Source organism: Microterricola viridarii (assembly GCF_001542775.1).
Classification (GTDB): domain Bacteria; phylum Actinomycetota; class Actinomycetes; order Actinomycetales; family Microbacteriaceae; genus Microterricola; species Microterricola viridarii_A.
Genome location: NZ_CP014145.1, coordinates 788,986 through 810,109 on the forward strand (window position 1 = coordinate 788,986; position 21,124 = coordinate 810,109).

Here is a 21,124-nt window from a genome sequence, read left to right on the forward strand (position 1 = left end):
GGGGGAGCGGTGCGGGAGCAGCGTCGGCTAGCCGTCGAGCAGCTCGACCTTCTCGCGCACCAGGTGCGCAGCGCCGAGCAGTCCGGCATCCGGCCCGGTGCTGGCCGCCTCGATGCGCAGGTTGCGCGTCACCAGCGGGTGGCAGCCCTCGTAGACTCGGCTGCGCACCGCGGCGATGAAGGGCTCGCACGAGGCCATGCCACCGGTCAGGAACAGCGCGTCCGGGTTGAAGAAGTTCACGACGCTCGACAGCACCTCGCCGAGGTACGTGCCAGCGGTGCGCACCAACGTGGTGGCGAGGGGGTGCGCGTTGCGGGCGAGCTCGATGACGTCTGAGGTCGTCTCGACGTCGACGCCGCGCTCGCGCAGCTGGCGCACCAGCCCGGCGCCGCTGGCCACGGTCTCGAGACAGCCGATGTTGCCGCAGGAGCAGGGCTCGGATGCAGCCGCCGAGATGCGGGTGTGCGTCACATCGCCCGCCGCCCCCGTCGCACCTCGGTAGAGCGCGCCGCGCACGATGATGCCGCTGCCGATGGCCGTGCCGGCTTTCACCGTGATGCTGTGCTGCTCCGCGGTGAGCTGCGCATAGTGTTCGCCGAGCGCCATCAGGTTGGCGTCGTTGTCGACGGCGATGGGCACGCCGGGGAACTCCTGCGCCAGCCGGTCGCGCACGGAGAAGCCCTGCCAGCCGGGCATGCGGGAGGGCAGCTCGACGCCGCCGAATTCCTCAGACGTCGGACCTGGCAGCGCGATCCCGATGCCGCGCAGCCTGCTCGTTGCGGCATCCGGGGCCGCCGCGATCATCTCGGCGAACGCCGCGCAGACGAGTCTGAGCGTCGCCTCCGGGCCGTCGTTGATGCGCACGGGGAAAGTCGCGGTCTCGTGCAGCACCCCGGCCAGGTCGACCCGGCCGATGCGGGCGTGCTGCCCACCGAGGTCGGCGACGACGGCGAAGTCGGTGCCCTCGCGCAGGCAGAGGATGCGGGGCTTGCGGCCGCCGCTGGAGCTGCCAACCCCGCGCTCGATGATGAGGCCGCGCCGTTCCAACTCGGCCACGCGCAGCGACACCGTCGACGGGGCGATGCCGAGGGCTCTGGAGATCTCGCTGCGCGAGGTGGCGGTGCCGGAGGCGATGAGGTCGATGATCTGCTTCGTGTACTGCTCGTTGCCGTGCACGCCGGTGCGTGGGCCAATGGGCGACATAATTTCCCTCATCCTCGAATTAAGTAGACACTACTGCTTGGGTGGCAGGACCCGTGTATTTGCGGCGTTACAAGACCGTAATGAACAGACATCGGATGAAAGTTGACCTTTTTGCCCGCTGTCTGCGAGGATAACTTCAAGCAAGAACAGGATCAACTTGCTTTGAGGCTCAAATTAAGTTGATCGTTCCCTGAGCACGTAACGAGGCATTCCCTCGCGAGGTGCGCATCCTGCATTACTAAAAGTGGCCGCGCGAGTGGCCCGCACTGAGGAGACATTTTTCGATGAAGAAGATGCACATCGCAGCGGCTCTGACCGCTTCGGCAGCGCTCGTCCTGACCGGCTGCAGCGCCGGCGGCGCAGACGCAGGCAGCGCCGGCGGCGACAAGATCGTCGTTGACATGTGGGCAGGCAGCCAGGACGACACCGCGGCGCTCGAGGCCCAGGTCGCTATCGCCCAGAAGGCGAACCCCGACCTCAAGATCGAGCTGCGCACCGCACCGTGGGGCGACTTCTTCACGAAGCTCACCACGAACATGGCCTCGGGCAACATGGCCTGCGTCACCGGCATGAACAGCGGAATGCTCTCCAGCTACACCGCCGGCTTCGCCAAGCTCACCGACGAGGACCTGGCCACCGCCGGCATCGTCAAGGACGAGTTCGCCGATGGCGCGATGGAGATCCTGAGCAACAAGGGCGACGCCTACGGCGTGCCGTTCGACATGGCCACCATGCTCACCTACTACAACGCCGACATGCTGGGCGAGACCGGTGCACCGGTGCCCGCCGACGGCTGGACCTTCGACGACTTCGAGGCAACCGCCAAGGCTGCCACCACCGACAAGCACGCCGGATTCGGCATCGGCATGGGCGGCTTCCAGTGGCAGGCCCTGCCCATCGCCAAGGCTGGCGTCCAGCCGGTGAAGCAGGACGGCACGCTCGACCTGACCAACCCCGCCTTCGTTGACGCAGCCACCTGGTACGGCGAGCTCGTCACCAAGGAGAAGGTCGCACAGCCCGTCTCCTCCGCATCCGACACGGGCTGGGGCGAGAACCAGTACTCCAGCGGCATGGCGGCCATGGCTGTTGACGGCACCTGGAACGCTGTCGGCTACCTCGACAACGACCCCGGCTTCACCGCCGGCATGGCACCGCTGCCCGCCGGCCCGAACGGTTCGCTCGGCCTCGTGCTCGGCTCCGGCTTCGGCATCGCCCAGGACTGCGACAACAAGGAAGCGGCCCTCAAGGTTCTCGGCTCGCTGCTGAGCGTCGAGTCGCAGGACTACATCGCGTCCTCCGGCCGCAGCTACCCGGCCCGCGTCTCCTCGCAGCCGCTGTACTTCGAGTCGCTCCCGGCCGAGTACCGCGACCAGGTGCAGTCCGCTTTCGAGTCGGCCTTCAGCAACGTCCAGGGACAGTACGTCACCGACAACTGGTCCAAGATCGACACCTTCATCCAGCCGCAGCTGGTCAGCGTCTACAACGGTCAGGAGAGCATGGCCAACGTGCTCAAGACCGCTCAGTCGCAGTTCGGCAAGTAATCACTAACTAACGAAAGCGAGGAGTCCTCTCGACATGTCGAACGGTACTCAAACACCTCGTCGAGGGGCTCTTGCAAAGAGCGAATCCCGTCAGGCGCTGGGCTTTGTCAGCCCGGCCCTGGCGGGCCTCGCCCTGTTCACCTTCGTCCCCGTAGCACTCTCAATCGTGATGGGCTTCTTCGACTGGCCCACCGTCGGGGAGAAGACCTTCGTCGGCTTCGACAACTACGTCAAGCTCTTCACCGACAGCCCCGACTTCTGGCCGGCGCTGCGCAACACGTTCGTGTTCGCACTGCTCTACGTGCCGATCAGCGTCGCGCTGTCCTACCTGCTCGCGCTCTCGCTGCACTCGCGCATCCGCGGCCGCGGCGCACTGCGCGTGCTCTTCTTCATCCCCGTGGTGACCCCGATGGTCGCCAACGTGCTGGTCTGGAAGATGCTGCTGCAGCCGCAGGGTCTGGTCAACGGCCTCTCGCAGACCTGGTTCGGCATCGAACTGCCCAACTTCCTCGCCGACCCGCAGTGGGCCATGATCATGGTCGTCATGATGAGCGTCTGGCAGGGCCTCGGCTACAACATGCTGATCTTCTCCGCCGCCCTCGAGCAGCTGCCGGAGTCGGTCGTTGAGGCCGCGCGCATCGACGGTGCCACCGGCATCCGGATGCTGTGGAAGATCACCGTGCCGCTCACCTCGCCGTCGATCTTCTTCGCGAGCATCATGACCATGATCAGCGCGATGCAGGTCTTCGTGCAGCCGCAGATGCTCACCGGCGGTGGCCCGGGCAACTCGACCCAGCCGATCGTGCAGTTCATCTACAACCAGGGATTCAAGTTCCAGGACCTCGGCCTCGCCGCAGCGGCCGCCTGGATCCTCTTCGCCATCATCATCGCAATGACCGCCGCGCAGTTCGGCGCTCAGAAGAAGTGGGTGCACTATGAGCACTAGCAACACCTTGACCACAGCCCCGCCCTCCGCGGAGGGCTCGCACGCCACCCGCCTGCTGACCACCGCGAAGCCGCCGCGCAAGCGCCGCCGTGCCGATGACGCAGAGCAGGTCGCCGGCAAGTCGCCGCTCAACCGGGGCGAGAAGGTCCGCTTGGTCTTCGCCCACATCGGCGTCTACCTCGCCGCCGCCATCTTCATGGCGCCGCTTGTCTACGCGTTCTTCTCGGCCATGAAGCCGAACCAGGAAATCTTCTCGATGCCGCCGACGCTGATCGCGTCGGAGGTCCGCTGGACGAACTTCATCGATGTGTTCAGCTACGGCCCGTTCCTGACCTACATCGGCAACTCATTCTTCGTCGCGATCGCCGGAACGCTCGTTGTCTTGGCCGTGTCGACGATGGCCGGCTACGCCTTCGGCCGCCTGCGCTGGAAGGGCCGGGATGCCGTCTTCGTGCTGTTCCTCGCCACGCTCATGGTTCCCGCCGAGGTCATCGTCATTCCGATGTTCATCGTGATGCAGTGGTTCGGCTGGGTCGACACCTACCAGGCGCTGATCTTCCCGTTCGCGTTCACCGCGTTCGGTACCTTCCTGATGCGCCAGTTCTTCCGCGGAATCCCGTTCGAGCTCGAAGAGGCGGCCCGCGTCGACGGCGCAGGCCCGGTGCGCACGTTCCTGCAGATCATCCTGCCGTTGTCGAAGTCCGGCGTCGCCGTGCTCTCCGTGTTCACGTTCCTCGGCTTCTGGAACAGCTACCTCTGGCCGCTGATCGTGACCGTCGACTACTCCGCACACGGCACGCTGCCGATCGGTCTGGCCAGCTTCTCCGGCCTCACCGGAACCCGGTGGGACCTGCAGATGGCCGCCGCGATCATCTCGATGATCCCGACAACCATCCTCGTCATCGCCTTGCAGAAACACCTGGTCAAGGGCATCTCCATGGCCGGTCTGGGCGGTCGCTAAGCATGACGAACGCACAACGCCAGGGCACGACTCTGCCCGTGGCCGTGGCGGGAATCGACATCGGCGGGACCAAGATCTCTGCACTGATCGTTGACCGTGCCGGAACCGTGCTGGCCTCCGGCACGGTCCCGGCCCCGGCCAGGGAGGGCGGAACGGCGATGAGCCGTGCCGCGGCCTTGCTGGTTCAGGGCCTCGAGGAATCGCTGGGCCTGCGCGTCATCGCGGCCGGTGTCGGCGCGGCCGGCGTCATCGACGCCGAGACCGGCGTGATCATCGCCGCCTCGGAGTCCTTCACAGACTGGGCCGGGTTCGCGCTCGGCGACGACCTCGGTGAGCGGCTCGGGGTCGGCGTCGCCGTCGACAACGACGTGAACGCCTTCCTGCTCGGCGAGACCCGCTACGGCGCGATCGCCGGCAGCCAGAACGCGCTCGGCATCATGCTCGGCACAGGGGTCGGCGGAGCGCTCGCGCTCGGCGGCGACGTGTTCCTGGGCGGCCGCGGCGCGGCCGGCGAGATCGGCCACACCCCCGGCTACAGCGACATCGTCTGCACCTGCGGCCAGGTCGGCCACCTGGAGACGCTGGCATCCGGCCGCTCCATCGCGGCCCGCTACAGCGAGCGAGCCGGTGTCGACGTCACCGACGCCGCCGTGCTCGTGGCCGAGCGCGCCCGTGCCGGTGAGGCGGATGCCGTTGCAACCTTCGACGCGGCCGGGCACGCCATCGCCCTCGCGATCGCCACGGCGGTCAACCTGGTCGACGTGCAAGATGTCGTCATCGGCGGGGAGTGCGTGGTGCATGGGACGTGCTGGAACCGGCGCTCCGTGAGACGCTGAGCAAGCACCAGCCCGTCTCCGGCTACCCACTCGTCGTCGTGCCGAGCGCGCTCGGGGGCAACTCCGTTGCCATCGGAGCCGCGGCACTGGCCTGGCGGCTCGCAGACACGAACGGCGCAGCCGCGAACAGCGCCGACATGAATGACGCGGCGGCGAACAACACAGCCGCGAGCAGCGCCGACATGAACAACGCACACAGAGACAGCGCGCTCCTCAGCGCACAAGCATAGGAACTACAGCGTGATTGAAGCATCGGAAATCTGGTCCGGCCCGCTCTCCCCAGTCGCAGAGGGCGGCCTCGTGCGCCCGCGCATCGGCATCGGCGGCATCTCGATCGAGTCGAGCACGTTCTCGCCGCACATCAGCGGCGACGAGGCGTTCACCGAGCGCCGCGGCGACGTGCTGATCGGTTACTACCCGTTCATGGAGCCCGGCTCCGAGCTGCGTGAGGCGGCCGACTGGGTGCCGCTGTTGCAGGCCCGCTCGCTGCCGGGCGGCGCCGTCGCAAGGGAGACCTACGAGCGGCTGAAGGCCGAGATCCTCGACGGCATCCGCGAGCACGGTCCGTTCGACGCCTTCTACTTCGACATCCACGGCGCCATGAGCGTCGTCGGCATGACCGATGCAGAGGGCGACCTCGGCACGGCCGTGCGCGAGGCACTCGGCACCGACACCTTTGTCTCCACCTCGATGGACCTGCACGGCAACGTCTCGCGCACCCTCCTCGACATGAGCGACCTGATCACCTGCTACCGGATGGCCCCGCACGAGGACCACTGGAACACGAAACAGCGAGCCATCTTCAACATGCTCGAGCGCCTGCGCTCCGCCGTCGGCTCCGACGTCGACGCCCGCCGGCCTTACAAGGCGTGGCTGCCCGTGCCGGTGCTGCTGCCCGGGGAGAAGACCAGCACGCGCATCGAGCCCGCGCGCACCATCTACGCCGAGGTGCCTGTCTCCGAGGCCCGCGACGGCGTCATCGACTCCTCGATCTGGGTGGGCTACGCCTGGGCCGACGAGGCACGCTGCCAGGCCGTCGTCGTGACCACCGGTGACGATGTCGAGGCGATCCGCGCCGAGACCGAGCGCCTCGGCAAGCTGTACTGGGACGCCCGCGACGACTTCGCGTTCGTCGCCGACGCCCTGCCGCTGGCCGCGTCGATCGCCGCCGCACTCGCCTCGAACGCGGCATCCGACGCCCGCCCGTACGTGATCAGCGACTCGGGCGACAACCCGACCGCCGGTGGCGCGGGCGACGTCTCCTGGACGCTCGGCCAGCTGCTGGCCCGCCCCGAGTTCGCCGACGGCAGCGTCAACGTGGTGCACGCGTCGATCTTCGACGCCGCAGCCGTCGCCCAGGCCGTCGCGGCCGGCGTCGGCGGCACGGTCTCGCTCGAGGTCGGCGGCCGCGTCGACGGTGGCCCGTCCGGCCCCGTCGCCATCACCGGCGAGGTGTTCTCCATCACCGAGGGCGACTCGGATGCCGGCATCCAGGTCGTCGTCAAGGCCGGCGGCGTGCACGCCATCATCACGGAACGGCGGAAGCCCTTCCACCACATTCACGACTTCACCCAGCTCGGCATCGACCCGAACCAGATGGACATCGTGTTCGTCAAGATCGGCTATCTCGAGCCCGAGCTCTACGCGCTGACCACTGGCGCCATCGAGGGGGAGCGCTGGAAGCTGGCCCTCACCCCCGGCGGCGTGGACCAGGACCTGCTGCGTCTCGGCCACTCGCACCTGGAACCGGGGGTCTTCCCCTTCGACACGACAGGCACGCCCGCGCTGCGCGCCGTCATCACCCGCCGCACGGCAGATGGAATCGAGACCCTCTAATGCTGAACTTCGAGAGCCGCGTCGGACCCGACTTCGGCGCCAACGGCCCCACCTACCCCGACGCTCAGGTGCCGGAGTGGTACCGCGATGCCAAGCTCGGCTTCTTCGTGCACTGGGGCCTCTACTCCGTGCCCGCCTGGGGCACCCCGACCGGCACCCGCAACGTGCCGACGGAGGACGCCTACGCGCACCACCAGTACGCCGAGTGGTACGGCAACACCGTGCGTATCGCCGGCAGCCCCACTTGGGAGCGCCACCAGGAGCAGTACGGCACCGGAACCAGCTACGAAGACCTCGCCGATCTCTGGAACGCCGACGCCTTCGACCCGCAGGCCTTCGTCGGCTCGCTCGTCGACGCGGGCGCCCGCTACGTCATCCCGACCACCAAGCACCACGAGGGCTTCTGCCTGTGGGGCACCGAGACGACGCCGTTCAACGCCGTCAACCGCGGCCCGAAGCGCGACCTGATCAGCGAGATCGCCCGCGAGACCCGTGCCGCCGGCCAGCGCTTCGGCGTGTACTTCTCCGGCGCACTCGACTGGCACGTCAGCGAGTTCCCGCCCATCGAGTCGGACACCGACCTGTTCCGCTACCGCCGCAACGACGAGCAGTTCTCGCGCTACAGCGCGGCCCAGCTCGAAGAGCTGATCGAGCGATTCGAACCCGACATCCTCTGGAACGACATCGACTGGCCCGACGGCGGCAAGGGGCACGACCCCTACGCCGTCGCGGCCCTGCTCGAGCGCTACCTCGACAAGATCCCGCACGGCGTGGTCAACGACCGTTGGGGTGTGCCCTACCACGGCTTCATCACGCGCGAGTATCGGCATGTCGAGAACATCATCGAGCAGCCGTGGGAATCCACCCGTGGTCTCGGCTACTCCTTCGGCTACAACCAGGTCGAGGGCCCTGAGCACACGCTCTCCGGCGACGCCCTGATCCGCCTGCTCGTTGACGTGGTGAGCAAAAACGGCAACCTGCTGATCAACGTCGGCCCGCGCGCCGACGGCTCCATCCCCGAGCTGCAGCAGCAGAGCATGGCCGCCATGGGCAGCTGGCTCCGCGGCAACGGCGAGGCCATCTACGGCACGCGGCCGTGGCAGCGTGCCGGCGAGACCGGCCAGGCCGTCTCGTACACGCAGAATGACGGCACGCTGTTCCTGCAGGCGACGGATGCCAGCACCGGCGAGGTGGCGCTGCCCGCCGAGTACCAGGCCGGTTCGCTGGTGCACTGGCTCGGCCAGGGCGGATCGCAGCCGGCCGAGGTGCTGGCCGCGACGCCTGGCTCCGGCGCCCGCCTCGTCGTGCCCGAGGCACTGCGCGGCTCGCCCGTTGCGGTGGCCGTTCTCGCCGACCCGCTAGCGTGAACCACATGACCTCGAAGAGCCCCGCACTAGAACTCGCCGTCCAGGACCTCGATGGGGTGCACACCGCGCTCCGGGTCGGGGCCAACCGGATCGAGCTGTGCGGCGCGCTCGGCGTCGGCGGGCTCACCCCGTCGATCGGCATCATCGAGCAGGCCGTCGAGGCGGCAGCGCTCGCCGGCGCCGACGGCTTCGTGCACGTTTTGGTGCGCCCGCGGCCCGGCGGCTTCGTCTACACGGCGGCTGAGGTCGAGACGACCATCCGCGATATCCGCGCGGCGCGAGCGGCCGGCGCGGGCGGCGTAGTGATCGGGGCGTTGACGGCATCCGGCCTCGTCGACAAGGCCGTCACGGCCGAGTTGCTCGCCGCGGCCGAGGGCATGCAGGTCACCTTCCACCGCGCCATCGACGCCGTCGAGTCGCCGCTGCAGACCGCCGACGTCCTTGTCGGCCTGGGCCTGACCCGGGTGCTCACCTCGGGTGGCGCAGCCCGCAGCATCGACGGCATCCAGACGCTCGGCGCGCTCAAGCAGCACGTGGGCGACCGACTGCAGATCATGGCCGGCGGCGGGGTGCGGGTCGAAGACATCGGCGCGCTGCTCGCGGCCGGCGTCGACGCCGTGCACCTCTCTGCCAAGGTCACCGTCGCCGACCCGTCGCCGAGCGGGCCGGGCGGGGGAGCTCAGAGCTACGACAAGACCGACGGTGACGTCGCCGCGGCGGCCGCCGCCGCCGTGTTGGCGGCTACGCTTGAGGCATGACGCGCGACCCCGACGATGACGCCCTGAGCTGGGCCGGCGAAGACGATCCGACCCTCGAAAGTGCCAGCCCGACGCCGGGGGAGAGCTCACTCGCGCCGGGGTGGACGACCGTCGGCGGACCCGGCAAGGTCGCCGAACCGCTCGAGGCGACGCCTGAGCGTGAGGCGCAGGCACAGGATGCCGCTGCGGGCGGCTCGCTCGCGCTGATTGTGCTCGGCATCCTCGGCGGCGTCTACCTGCTCTACACAATCGGCTGGGCGATCACGGCCGGCCGCACCCAGAACAGCGCCGTCGACCTCGTCGGCAACCTCATGTTCACGGTCGGGCTGTGGCTCGCCGTGCTGGCCCCGGCCGGATGGTTCGTGCTGGTGTTCTGGCAGACGAAGGGCCGTGCGCTCCGCCGCGTGCTTTTTCTCCTGCTGGGCGCCGTCGTGCTGATCCCGTTGCCGTTCGTTATGGGGACGGGTGGAGCATGATGACCGCAGCTGTTGAGACCACGCCCGCCCGCGACGGCATCCGGACGCCGATCTGGCTCGCCGCAACCATCTCGGTGTTCTTCGGCCTGTTTTACGCCTTCGACGTGTGGGAGGCGCTCGGCAACCTGCTCGCGATCCAGCAGAGCGCCTCACTGCTCGGCCTGCCCATCTCGGTGTACGGCTGGGTCGTGCTGATCGGGGCCATGGTGTTGCCACTGGCCCTGTTCGCACTCGCGTTGTGGCTGGGCCGCAACCGTGGCGCGCTCGCCCTCGCCGCGTTCCTCTTCGTGGGCCTGTGCGTGTCGGCCGTCATATATCTCAACATCATCGGAGTATTCGCTTTCGGTCCGATCCTGGACCTTTCTGGGGTCTGATCTGGCGCCCGATCGGGCACCCGGTCGGGCGTCAGGTCAGACGCCTGAGCGGGCGTCACGAGCACCCCCGACGCTCCACTAAAGTGGGGGAGTATCAGCGCCCCAATGGCCGTGGCGCCCGAACCCGTTGTTCATTCCGCGTTCGATTCCGTCGCATCCGACCACAAAGGAAACTGATACATCGTGCCCAAGCCGATCGTGCTGATTGCCGAAGAACTGTCGCCCGCAACCGTCGATGCCCTCGGGCCCGACTTTGACGTGCGCTCCGTTGATGGAACCGACCGCCCGGCGCTGCTTGCCGCGATCGCCGAGGCCAACGCCATCCTGGTGCGCTCCGCGACGCAGGTTGACGCCGAAGCCATCGCCGCCGCCCCCAAGCTGCAGGTCATCGCCCGCGCCGGTGTCGGCCTCGACAACGTCGACATCAAGTCGGCCACCACGGCCGGTGTCATGGTCGTCAACGCGCCGACCTCCAACATCATCTCGGCCGCCGAGCTCACCGTCGGCCACATCCTGAGCCTCGCCCGCCACATCCCCGCCGCACACAACGCGCTCGCGCAGGGCCAGTGGAAGCGCTCCGCCTACACCGGCACCGAGCTCTACGAGAAGACCGTCGGCATCATCGGACTCGGCCGCATCGGCGCGCTGATCACCGCTCGCCTGCAGTCCTTCGGCGTCAGCGTCATCGCCTACGACCCCTACATCACCTCGGCCCGCGCCCAGCAGCTCGGCGTGACCCCGGTCTCGCTCGACGAGCTCCTCGAGCAGAGCGACTTCATCACGATCCACATGCCGCGCACGCCGGAGACGCTCGGCATGATCAGCACCCCGCAGTTCGCCAAGATGAAGAAGTCTGCCTACATCGTCAACGTCGCCCGTGGCGGCCTGATCGACGAGGACGCGCTGCACACCGCGCTCACCGACGGCGAGATCGCCGGTGCCGGCCTCGATGTGTTCGTCACCGAGCCGCCCGTCGACTCCCCGCTGCTCGCCCTCCCGAACGTGATCGTCACGCCGCACCTCGGCGCCTCGACCGACGAGGCTCAGGAGAAGGCCGGCGTATCCGTGGCCAAGTCGGTGCGCCTCGCCCTGGCCGGCGAGCTGGTCCCGGATGCCGTCAACGTCGCCGGCGGAGTCATCGACCCGTACGTGCGCCCCGGCATCCCGCTCGTCGAGAAGCTCGGCCAGGTGTTCTCCGGTGTTGCGCACAGCAGCCCGTTGACCAGCGTCGACGTCGAGGTGCACGGCGAGCTCTCCAACTACGACGTCAGCGTGCTCAAGCTCGCCGCGCTCAAGGGCATCTTCACAAACGTGGTCAGCGAGACCGTTTCATACGTGAACGCGCCGCTGCTCGCCGAGCAGCGCGGCATCACGGTGCGCCTCATCACCGACGGCGTCTCCGACGAGTACCGCAACGTCATCACCCTGCGCGGCGCGCTGGCCGACGGTTCGCAGGTCTCGGTCTCCGGCACCCTGACCGGCACCAAGCAGATCGAGAAGATCGTCGAGATCAACGGCTACGGCGTCGAGATCCCGATCGCCCAGCACCACATCGTCATGATCTACGCCGACCGCCCCGGAATCGTCGCAGTCTACGGCGCCGAGTTCGGAGAGGCCGGTATCAACATCGCCGGCATGCAGATCGCCCGGCACGAGGCCGGCGGCCAGGCGCTCAGCGTGCTGACCGTTGACTCGCCCGTGCCCGACGGCCTGCTGGCCTCGGTGCGCGAGCGCATCGCCGCCGACGTCATGGTCGAGATCGACATCACCGAGTAATACCCGCGGCGCCTGCGCCGCACCCAACGCAGTTGTGGCCCAGAAACGCGAGTTTCTGGGCCACAACTGCGTTTACCGCCTGCTCAGCGCCCGTCTCAGCGCCCGAGCTCAGCGCCCGAGCTCGACGAGCCGGTCCGCCAGAATCCTGTGCACGCGGGCGATGAAGGCGTCGCGTTCAGCGGCGAGATCATCTGCTGTTACGCGGATGACGCGCCATCCCGCCGCCGCCAACATCTCGTAGCGGCGAATGTCGGAGCGGTAGCGTCGCGCGCTGGAGCGATGCAGATCGCCCTCGTACTCGATCGCGATACGCAGCTCTGGCCAGGCGAGATCGGGGTGCAGAATCAGGCCGCCCTCCACGGGGACCGGAAAGCCGATGCTCGGCTCGGTGAAGTGCTCCGCGACGAGCAGGAGGCGCAGCAGCGTCTCCGGAGCCGAGTCCACACCCCTTCGGGCCGCACGGAGTGCCCAGCGCAGCTGTGCCGCGCCAGTGCGCCGGCCGTGGCGCTCGAGCGCCGCACGCAGCTCATCCGGCGCACAGAGCGCCGCGCCGCGCGTGGTGCCCGCCAGCCGCTCGCCGGAGATCAGATAGTCGGCCACCGCGGTCAACTGCTCGCGGGTGAGCGTGGCGGCAAGCTGACACCAGGTGTCGGCCGGCGCTGTCACCGAGAAGCCACCGGGGGAGGTCGCCTCTCGTGTCGCGGTGGGCAGGCGTCGCCCGATCACTCCGCGTCGCCGCGGCGGCTGCGCGCCGTCGAGCGTGCCGACGTGCAGGTCGGTCGCGTCCAGCACACCCAGCGGCAGTGGCATGCCGAGAAGGCGTGCCGCCGTCACCCCGCAGAAGAGTTGGTTCGCTCCGAGCAGCGGCTCATACGCCAGACAGCGACCGTGCAGGGTGGCGGTGTCGATCCCGACGCTGCGCACGCCGCGAAACGGCGCATCCACGTCGCGGGCACGGAGGCGCTTCCGGCTGAGCCCGTGCCAATCGGTGTCGTTCACACCGAAGGCCGCGCCGTGCAGGTGCGGCGGGAGCGGTTGTCGCGCTGGCATGGCTCCATGCTGGCGGAGTCGGGCCGTGCGCGCAGAAGTTGTCCACAGCCGGTCACGGCTCCGGGCAAAAAACGCAGTTGTGGCCCAGAATCCGAGGATTCTGGGCCACAACTGCGCTGAGTGTGCCTGTGTGGTGGCGCTTAGCGCTGCTCGTGCAGGTGATCCTTGTGCACCGAGTCGCGCAGCACCGGGATGGTGCCGGTGACCGACTGCACATCGACCCAGCACTCGACGCCGTCCAGGTCGGGCATGCGCGACTGCGTGAAGACCGGGTCGTGGCCGGCCCGCCGCTGCGCCGTGTAGTCCTTGAGAAGCCGGAAAGCCACGCCAGACAGCAGCATGATCGCGATCAGGTTCACCATCGCCATCAGGCCCATGATGCCGTCGGCGGTGTTCCAGACCAGGTCGGCGGATGCCACGGAGCCGAGCAGAATGACGAGAACCGCGACGACGCGGTAGCCGGTCAGCACCGAGCGCTTCTTGGTGATGAACTCGATGTTCGACTCGCCGTAGTAGTAGTTGCCGAGGATCGAGCTGAACGCCAGCAGGAAGATGATCACGCTGAGCAGGATGTTCGACCACGACCCCAGGTTGGCGACGATCGCGTTCTGGGTGAGCCCGATCCCGCGGGTCGCCCCGGCCAGGTCCGGTGTGGAGACCAGGATGATGAACGCCGTGATCGAGCAGATCAGGAACGTGTCAAAGTAGACGCCGAGGGTCTGCACCAGGCCCTGCTTGACCGGGTGGGTGACGGCGGCGGAGGCGCCGGCGTTCGGGGCAGAACCGAGCCCGGCCTCGTTGGAGAACATGCCGCGTTTGACACCCGTCATGATGATCGTGCCGATCGTCGCGCCGATCACCTCGTTGTAGCCGAAGGCCTGCGTGAAGATCGAGGCGAACACCTCGGGCAGCTTCTCGATGTTCATGGCCACGATGACGAGCCCGAGCAGCAGGTAGAGCAACGCCATCAGCGGCACGACGGCCTGGGTGACGGAGGCGATGCGGCGCACGCCGCCGAACACGACGAGCCCGGTCAGCACAGCCAGGACGACGCCGATCGCCCAGCCGAGCCAGCCGGGCACCTCTCCGCCGATGCTGGAGCTGATGGTGGCCGAGATGGTGTTGGCCTGCAGCGAGCTGAAGGCGAGCGGGAAACAGAGAATCAGGATGACGGCGAAGATGATGCCCATCCAGCGCGCCTTGAGGCCGTGCTGCATGTAATACGCAGGTCCGCCCCGGAATCCGGACTCGTCCTTGACCTTGTACATCTGGCCGAGCGTGGACTCCACGAAGCTCGACGCGCCGCCGATGAACGCCATCGCCCACATCCAGAACACCGCGCCGGGGCCGCCGATGGCGATCGCTGTTCCGACGCCGGCGATGTTGCCGACGCCGACCCGGGAGGCCGCAGAAATCGTGAATGCCTGGAATGCCGAGACCGACTGCGGCTTGCCGTCCTCGCCGCGCGGCGTCTTGTCGGTGAGGGTGCGCAGCATCTCGGGGATCAGCCGGAACTGCACCACTCCGCTGCGCACGGTGAAGTAGAGGCCGAGACCGACCACAACGGGCAGCACGATCCATGTCCAGAACTGGTCGCCGACTGTCGCTATGAGGTCACTGAGCAAATCCATGTGCCCCAGTATGACTTGCGTGTGCCCGAGGTGGGTATTCCTCGACATTGCCGTGCCGTGGTGCGCAAGTGCCCGAGAGTCAGCTAACGTAGATCGGTACGCCACTGCACGTTTTTGCGGTGGCGAGAATGTGAATAGAGGAGGCCGGCAATGGACATCGACCTCAGCGTCCTGCGTCAGATGGAACGCGAGAAGGAAATCCCCTTCGACGAGCTCGTGGAGATTATCGAGCAGGCGATCCTGACCGCATATGTCAAGCACGTCAACCCCGAGTCGCACGGTCACGTGGACTCGCAGGGAGTGCGCGTCGAGCTGAACCGTAAGAGCGGCCACATCGCCGTCATGGTTCCGGAGCTCGACGAGGAAGGCAACATCATCGGCGAGTCCGAGGATGTTCCCAGTGATTTCGGCCGCATCGCGGCTTTCGCCGCCAAGCAGGTCATCAACCAGCGTCTGCGTGACCTGGCGGATGACGCAGTGCTCGGCGAGTTCCGCGGACGCGAGGGCGACATCATCGCCGGCGTGATCCAGCAGGGACCGAACCCGCGCATGATCCACGTCGACCTCGGCACCATCGAGGCGATCCTGCCCCCAGAGGAGCAGGTTCCCGGCGAGGAGTACAAGCACGGCACGCGCATCCGTGTCTTCGTGACGAGCGTCGCCAAGGGTGCCAAGGGTCCGCAGATCACCGTGTCGCGCACCCACCCCTCCCTTGTGCGCAAGCTGTTCGCACTGGAGGTCCCGGAGATCGCCAACGGCGTCGTCGAGATCGTGTCGCTGGCTCGTGAGGCCGGGCACCGCACCAAGATCGCCGTTCGGGCAACCGAGCCCGGCGTCAACGCCAAGGGTGCCTGCATCGGTGAGCTCGGCCAGCGCGTGCGCGCGGTGACCGCAGAGCTCAACAATGAGAAGATCGACATCGTCGACTACTCGGCAGACCTGCCCACCTTCGTCGCCAGCGCGCTCTCGCCGGCCAAGGTGACCAGCGCCTTCGTGATCGACGAGGCCACCAAGGCCGTTCGTGCGCTCGTGCCCGACTACCAGCTGTCGCTGGCCATCGGCAAGGAGGGCCAGAACGCCCGCCTGGCAGCGAAGCTCACGGGCGCCAAAATTGATATCCAGCCTGATTCGATTCTTGAGGACGACTGAGGGATATCAATTTTGGCGAAAGGCGGCAGCCCGCGACGCGCTAGCGTCGCTAAACCAAGGAATCCTCTGAACCGCACCAGCAAGGATGCGGTTCAGAGGTAACCACGGGGGCCCGGGCTGCCGCCGACCTGCCGCCTGGCCCCGACACGCCAGGTCGGCCCGACTGAACAGTGAGTGCTAAGATGGAACCCGTTAGAACGTGCGTTGCTTGCCGTTCACGCGCTCCGAAATCCTCGCTTCTGAGGGTTGTTGCCGGGAAATCAGAACTTGTTGTCGATGACAATGCTTCTCTGCCGGGAAGGGGTGCGTGGCTGCATCCGACAATCGAGTGCTATCGAGTAGCCGTGCAGCGTCGGGCCTTCGGCCGGGCGCTGCGAGTGGCTACAGCACTTGACACGATCACCTTAGAGAACAGGCTGAATGGCACCGTGAACATCTAATGAGTAACAACTAATGAGCGGCTCAAAATGAGTCCCGTCCGTTACTAACGGTCTGCCCCTTTCCGGGCGCAGGCCCGGAACAGGAGAATTGTGGCTGCAAATCCACGCGTACATGAGATCGCTACCGAACTCAATGTCGACACCAAGGCTGCCCTTGACAAGCTCAAAGAAATGGGCGAATACGTCAAGGGCCCGTCTTCGAGCATCGCACCGCCGGTTGCTCGCCGGCTGAAGGCTGCCCTTGAGGCCGCCGGACTCGTCGGAACCGCAACGCACGCGCCGGCCAAGCCCGCCGCTGCAAAGCCTGCCCCTCAGGCACCGACTCCCGCAGCGCCTGCTGCACCTGTCTCGGAGGAGGCCCCGGCCACCCCGAAGGCGCCGGCACCCGTGCCGAGCGCCCCGATGACCGTTGCAGAGCGTCAGGCTGCCGCCGAGAAGGCCGCTGCCGACAAGGCTGCCGCCGAGAAGGCCGCTGCCGCTGAGGCAGCAGCAGCGACCGCTACCGCCGAGAAGAGCGAGGCTGCGCCTGCTGCCGCCGAGACCACGGATGCCGCGGCCCCCGCCCCGGCCGCCACTCCCGGCACCCCCAGCTCCTCGATCCCGCGCCCCGGTGCACCGCGCCCCGGCGCCCCCGCACCGCGTCCGGGCAACAACCCCTTCGCTTCGAACCAAGGCATGGGCCAGCGTCCCGCGAACCCCCGCCCCGGCAACAACCCCTTCGCCAGCGCGCAGGGCATGGGCCAGCGTCCCGCTAGCCCCGGCAACATCCCGCGTCCCGCGGCACCGCGCCCCGGCGCGCCCCGCCCCGGCGGACCCGGCATGGGCCAGCGCCCGGCCGGCTTCGGCCAGCGCCCCGGCTTCCAGCAGCGTCCAGGCACGCCGGGCGCTCGCCCGGCCGGTGGTGGCTTCCAGCGCCCCGGTGGCACCGGCGGCGCCCCCGGCACCGCTGGCGGCTTCGCTCCTCGCCCCGGCGGTGGAGCAGGCGGCCGTGGCCGTGGCCCCGGCGGTGGAACCGCTGGTGCGTTCGGTCGCGGTGGCGGCAAGAGCAAGGCACGCAAGTCGAAGCGGACGAAGAGAGCCGAATTCGAAATGCGGGAGGCCCCGTCGCTGGGTGGCGTGAGCGTACCCCGCGGCAACGGAAGCACCGTCGTGCGCTTGCGCCGTGGTGCATCCCTCGCTGACTTCGCCGACAAGATCGATGCGAACCCCGGTTCGCTCGTGACGGTGCTGTTCCACCTCGGTGAGATGGCAACGGCTACGGAGTCGCTCGACGAGGCCACCTTCCAGGTGCTCGGCGAGGAGCTCGGCTTCAAGATCCAGGTCGTCTCCCCTGAAGAGGAAGACCGCGAGCTCCTTGAGGGCTTCGGCATGGACCTCGACCAGGAGCTCGAGGACGAGACGGATGAGGATCTCGAGATTCGTCCGCCCGTCGTCACCGTCATGGGTCACGTCGACCACGGTAAGACCCGACTGCTCGACGCGATTCGCCAGGCGAACGTCGTCGAGGGTGAAGCCGGTGGCATCACCCAGCACATCGGTGCCTACCAGGTCTGGACCGAGCACGAGGGCCACGAGCGCGCCATCACCTTCATTGACACCCCGGGCCACGAGGCGTTCACCGCCATGCGTGCCCGTGGCGCCCAGGTCACCGACATGGCGATCCTGGTTGTCGCGGCGGATGACGGCATCATGCCGCAGACCATTGAGGCGCTCAACCACGCCCAGGCTGCCAACGTGCCGATCGTCGTCGCGGTCAACAAGATCGACAAGCCAGAGGCCAACCCGGCCAAGGTTCGTCAGCAGCTGACCGAGTTCGGCCTCGTTGCCGAGGAGTACGGCGGAGATGTCATCTTCGTCGACGTGTCTGCCCGCAACGGCATCGGAATCCAGGACCTCCTGGACGCCGTGCTGCTCACCGCAGACGCCGGTCTCGACCTGCGTGCGAACCCGAACAAGGACGCCCGCGGTGTGGCCATCGAGGCCAAGCTCGACAAGGGTCGCGGTGCGGTTGCTACCGTGCTCATCCAGTCGGGAACGCTGCGCGTCGGCGACTCGATCGTTGCAGGCACCGCCTACGGCCGCGTGCGTGCCATGGCCGACGAGAACGGCGACGCCGTGCTCGAGGCCTTCCCGTCGCGCCCAGTTCAGGTGCAGGGTCTCTCCAGCGTTCCGCGCGCCGGTGACACCTTCATCGTGACCGATGACGACCGCATGGCCCGTCAGATCGCTGAGAAGCGTGAAGCTGCAGAGCGCAACGCCCTGCTCGCCAAGGCCCGCAAGCGCATCAGCCTCGAAGACTTCACCCGTGCACTCGAAGAGGGCAAGGTCGAGTCGCTCAACCTCATCATCAAGGGTGACGTTTCGGGTGCCGTCGAGGCGCTCGAAGAGTCGCTGCTCAAGATCGAGGTCGATGACAGCGTGCAGCTGCGCATCATCCACCGCGGTGTCGGTGCGATCACCGAGTCGGACGTCAACCTGGCGACCATCGACAACGCGATCATCGTCGGCTTCAACGTGCGACCCGACACGAAGGCGCGCGAGCGTGCCGCTCGTGAAGGCGTCGACGTGCGCTTCTACTCGGTCATCTACAACGCGATCGACGAGATCGAGGGCTCGCTCAAGGGCATGCTCAAGCCGGAGTACGAAGAGGTCCAGTCGGGCGTCGCCGAGATCCGCGAGGTGTTCCGTTCTTCCAAGTTCGGCAACATCGCCGGTGTCATCGTCCGCTCCGGAACTATCACGCGCAACGCCAAGGCCCGCGTCATCCGCGACGGCATCGTCGTCGGGGACAACCTGGCCATCGAGTCGCTGCGTCGCTTCAAGGATGACGTCACCGAGGTCCGTACGGACTTCGAGGCCGGTATCGGCCTCGGCAAGTTCAACGACATCCAGGTCGGCGACGAGATCGAGACGATCGAACTCAAGGAGAAGCCCCGCGCCTAACCACAGGCACGGAGTTCACCCTCTGTAACGATGGCCGAGTCAGAATCCTCTGGCTCGGCCATCGTGCTTTTACACGTATCGCTTTCTGAAAGCTATTCCCACGAGAGGAAAACGACCATGGTAGATCAGGCACGCGCCAAGAAGATGGCCGACCGGATCCAGGTGATCATCGCCAAGCGCCTCGAGCGCGGCGTCCGCGACCCGCGTATGGGCTTCGTCACCATCACCGATGTGCAGATGACCGGCGACCTGCAGCACGCCTCGGTGTACTACACGGTGTACGGCAGCGACGAGGAGCGCGCCGACACGGCGGCTGCTCTGAAGGCCGCCACCGGCATGTTCCGCAGCGAGGTCGGCAAGAACCTCACCGCACGGCTCACGCCGTCGCTGGAGTTCCTGCTCGACGCGATCCCCGAGAACGCCGCGCACATCGACGAGCTGCTGCGCGAGGCGCACGAGCGGGACACCGCCGTGGCCGGACTCGCCGTCGGCTCGGCGTATGCCGGCGACGAGGACCCGTATGTGAAGCCGCGCGATCTGGACGAGCGCGACGACACCGACGAAGACGAGGCCGACGCCACAGCGTAGAGTCCGGCTGTCATCCCCCGCTTCGTGGGGATGACAGGCCAGCGCCCGCACGATAACCTCTCAGCCCGTGGACACGCGAGTTGGGGGTTGCCGTGCGCGTGAGCAGGTCGTCCTGCCTTGTTGGCATGATTCTCGCCGCCGCCGTTGCGGTGAGCGGCTGTTCGAGCGTCGCTGGCAGCGGAACCGCCGCTCCCGGTGCTGGCAGCGGAACCGGCGCTCCCGCCGACACTGCCGCATCTGGCGACGTCCTGCTCAGCCAGGAGGACAGCCCGCTGGCGGCCTTCGCTCCGCTGATCTGGGGCGGACCGGGCGCGTTCGCGTTCTCAGGGGACGCCGCGATAGAAGCGCTGCTCGCCCCCTGCATGCGAGACGCCGGCTTTGAGTACACACTGCCCGCGGGCGACGGCGTGAGCCCCATGTTGGGCCCGGTCGGCGCGGCGGAACGCGCAACCGAGGAATGGGTCGAGCGCAACGGCTACGGCCTGGCGCACAGCCTGTCAGCGATGGAAGCGCTGATGGAGGCCGCGATCGAGTACGTCGACCCGAACGAGGAGTACCTCTCCAGCCTCTCCGAGAGCGAGGCGAGCGCCTATTTCGAGGCCCTATACGGGCCCGGCGCCACCGACGAAGACTGGGAGGCGATGCGGGAGGCGGGCCCAGACGACTACGACTGGGAGAGCGCCGGATGCTACGGCAGCGCCACGCTGCAGACGCAGAACGCAGGCACAGACGCCTACTCCGACCCGAAGTACCAGAACCTGCTTGCGAGCATGGGCTCGGTCTACGTCGGCCTGTACAGCGATCCTTCACTGCAGGCGCTGGAGCGTTCGTGGGCGAGCTGCATGGCGGACGCCGGCTACTCGGGCTTCACGGCGAAGCAGGACGCCTTTAACTTCGTCGCAGAGGCGCAGGGCGGGATCTCCGACACGCTGGAGTACGACTCCGAGGGCGGCGTGTCCTTCGGCGCCGGCCAGGAGGCGGTCGCCGCGGCGACGCAGCTGGAGATCGACGTCGCCCTGGCCGACTTCCATTGTGCGGAGGCGCTCGACTACGCGCAGAAGACTCTGAAGGTGCAGTTCGCCCTCGAGGCCCGCTTTGTCGACGACAACCGGGCAGAGCTGGATGCCCTGCGCGCCGAGTATCCGGCCATGCAGTAGGCGTCTGTCCCGCTGCGCTGGGCCCGGCATCCGCTATGCTCGGGCGGGGGATGACGGGCTGGGGTCCGTTTGGCGGGATCGCCGCCCGATAC

Annotated in this window: 19 protein-coding genes; 16 read left to right on the forward strand and 3 right to left on the reverse strand. The window is 67.6% G+C overall.

Features of this window, described 5'->3' with window-relative positions; all coding sequences use genetic code 11:
- Positions 1-27 precede the first annotated feature (27 nt).
- Complete coding sequence (locus AWU67_RS03525; protein ID WP_067226781.1) at positions 28-1,203, reverse strand: ROK family transcriptional regulator; 1,176 nt, start codon at positions 1,201-1,203, stop codon at positions 28-30.
- 284 nt (positions 1,204-1,487) lie between these two features.
- Here AWU67_RS03525 and AWU67_RS03530 point away from each other — a divergent pair, with 284 nt between their 5' ends.
- From AWU67_RS03530 to serA, 11 genes are all read left to right on the forward strand, one after another.
- Complete coding sequence (locus tag AWU67_RS03530; RefSeq protein ID WP_067226782.1) at positions 1,488-2,744, forward strand: ABC transporter substrate-binding protein; 1,257 nt, start codon at positions 1,488-1,490, stop codon at positions 2,742-2,744.
- Positions 2,745-2,778: 34 nt separating this feature from the next.
- Positions 2,779-3,690: a carbohydrate ABC transporter permease gene (locus AWU67_RS03535; RefSeq protein WP_067226783.1), complete on the forward strand. Its 912-nt coding sequence runs from the start codon at positions 2,779-2,781 to the stop codon at positions 3,688-3,690.
- On the forward strand, positions 3,680-4,651 hold the full coding sequence (locus AWU67_RS03540; protein WP_082716747.1) for a carbohydrate ABC transporter permease: 972 nt from the start codon (positions 3,680-3,682) through the stop codon (positions 4,649-4,651). Before AWU67_RS03535 ends, AWU67_RS03540 begins: the two co-directional genes overlap by 11 nt.
- 2 nt (positions 4,652-4,653) lie before the next feature.
- A complete protein-coding gene (locus AWU67_RS03545) occupies positions 4,654-5,487 on the forward strand; it encodes an ROK family protein (RefSeq protein WP_234407347.1) in 834 nt (277 codons plus the stop codon).
- Positions 5,457-5,717, forward strand: coding sequence for a hypothetical protein (locus AWU67_RS17655; RefSeq protein ID WP_234407348.1), 261 nt, complete (start codon positions 5,457-5,459; stop codon positions 5,715-5,717). Before AWU67_RS03545 ends, AWU67_RS17655 begins: the two co-directional genes overlap by 31 nt.
- A 13-nt stretch (positions 5,718-5,730) precedes the next feature.
- Positions 5,731-7,323 (forward strand): M81 family metallopeptidase, encoded by a 1,593-nt coding sequence (locus AWU67_RS03550; RefSeq protein WP_067232052.1) that lies wholly within the window; start codon positions 5,731-5,733, stop codon positions 7,321-7,323.
- Positions 7,323-8,690 (forward strand): alpha-L-fucosidase, encoded by a 1,368-nt coding sequence (locus AWU67_RS03555; RefSeq protein WP_067226784.1) that lies wholly within the window; start codon positions 7,323-7,325, stop codon positions 8,688-8,690. The genes AWU67_RS03550 and AWU67_RS03555 overlap by 1 nt, the downstream gene beginning before the upstream one ends.
- A gap of 5 nt (positions 8,691-8,695) precedes the next feature.
- On the forward strand, positions 8,696-9,448 hold the full coding sequence (locus AWU67_RS03560) for a copper homeostasis protein CutC (RefSeq protein ID WP_067226785.1): 753 nt from the start codon (positions 8,696-8,698) through the stop codon (positions 9,446-9,448).
- The gene (locus tag AWU67_RS03565) at positions 9,445-9,924 is read left to right on the forward strand and encodes a hypothetical protein (RefSeq protein ID WP_067226786.1); all 480 of its coding nucleotides are present in this window, start codon (positions 9,445-9,447) and stop codon (positions 9,922-9,924) included. Before AWU67_RS03560 ends, AWU67_RS03565 begins: the two co-directional genes overlap by 4 nt.
- Positions 9,921-10,298 (forward strand): bacitracin resistance protein, encoded by a 378-nt coding sequence (locus AWU67_RS03570; RefSeq protein WP_234407349.1) that lies wholly within the window; start codon positions 9,921-9,923, stop codon positions 10,296-10,298. Before AWU67_RS03565 ends, AWU67_RS03570 begins: the two co-directional genes overlap by 4 nt.
- Positions 10,299-10,481: 183 nt before the next feature.
- Positions 10,482-12,074 (forward strand): phosphoglycerate dehydrogenase, encoded by a 1,593-nt coding sequence (gene serA / locus AWU67_RS03575; RefSeq protein ID WP_067226788.1) that lies wholly within the window; start codon positions 10,482-10,484, stop codon positions 12,072-12,074.
- Between the two features lie 108 nt (positions 12,075-12,182).
- Here the strand turns inward: serA and AWU67_RS03580 are convergent, their stop codons facing one another.
- Positions 12,183-13,073 carry an endonuclease domain-containing protein gene (locus AWU67_RS03580; RefSeq protein ID WP_160329714.1) on the reverse strand — a complete coding sequence of 297 codons (891 nt, stop codon included), beginning with the start codon at positions 13,071-13,073 and terminating at the stop codon, positions 12,183-12,185.
- Between the two features lie 191 nt (positions 13,074-13,264).
- Entirely contained in the window at positions 13,265-14,755 is a 1,491-nt protein-coding gene (locus AWU67_RS03585; RefSeq protein ID WP_067226790.1) for an alanine/glycine:cation symporter family protein, read from the reverse strand.
- Positions 14,756-14,905: 150 nt separating this feature from the next.
- Between AWU67_RS03585 and nusA the strand changes: the two genes are divergently transcribed.
- The 5 genes from nusA to AWU67_RS03605 all read left to right on the forward strand — a co-directional run bounded on the left by nusA (position 14,906) and on the right by AWU67_RS03605 (position 21,032).
- Entirely contained in the window at positions 14,906-15,904 is a 999-nt protein-coding gene (nusA, locus tag AWU67_RS03590) for a transcription termination factor NusA (protein WP_067226791.1), read from the forward strand.
- A gap of 182 nt (positions 15,905-16,086) precedes the next feature.
- Complete coding sequence (locus AWU67_RS16855) at positions 16,087-16,344, forward strand: YlxR family protein (protein ID WP_082716749.1); 258 nt, start codon at positions 16,087-16,089, stop codon at positions 16,342-16,344.
- A gap of 90 nt (positions 16,345-16,434) precedes the next feature.
- On the forward strand, positions 16,435-19,287 hold the full coding sequence (infB, locus tag AWU67_RS03595; protein WP_067226792.1) for a translation initiation factor IF-2: 2,853 nt from the start codon (positions 16,435-16,437) through the stop codon (positions 19,285-19,287).
- A 117-nt stretch (positions 19,288-19,404) separates the two neighbouring features.
- On the forward strand, positions 19,405-19,875 hold the full coding sequence (rbfA, locus tag AWU67_RS03600) for a 30S ribosome-binding factor RbfA (protein WP_067226793.1): 471 nt from the start codon (positions 19,405-19,407) through the stop codon (positions 19,873-19,875).
- Positions 19,876-20,000: 125 nt separating this feature from the next.
- The gene (locus AWU67_RS03605) at positions 20,001-21,032 is read left to right on the forward strand and encodes a hypothetical protein (RefSeq protein WP_067226794.1); all 1,032 of its coding nucleotides are present in this window, start codon (positions 20,001-20,003) and stop codon (positions 21,030-21,032) included.
- Positions 21,033-21,124 lie beyond the last annotated feature (92 nt).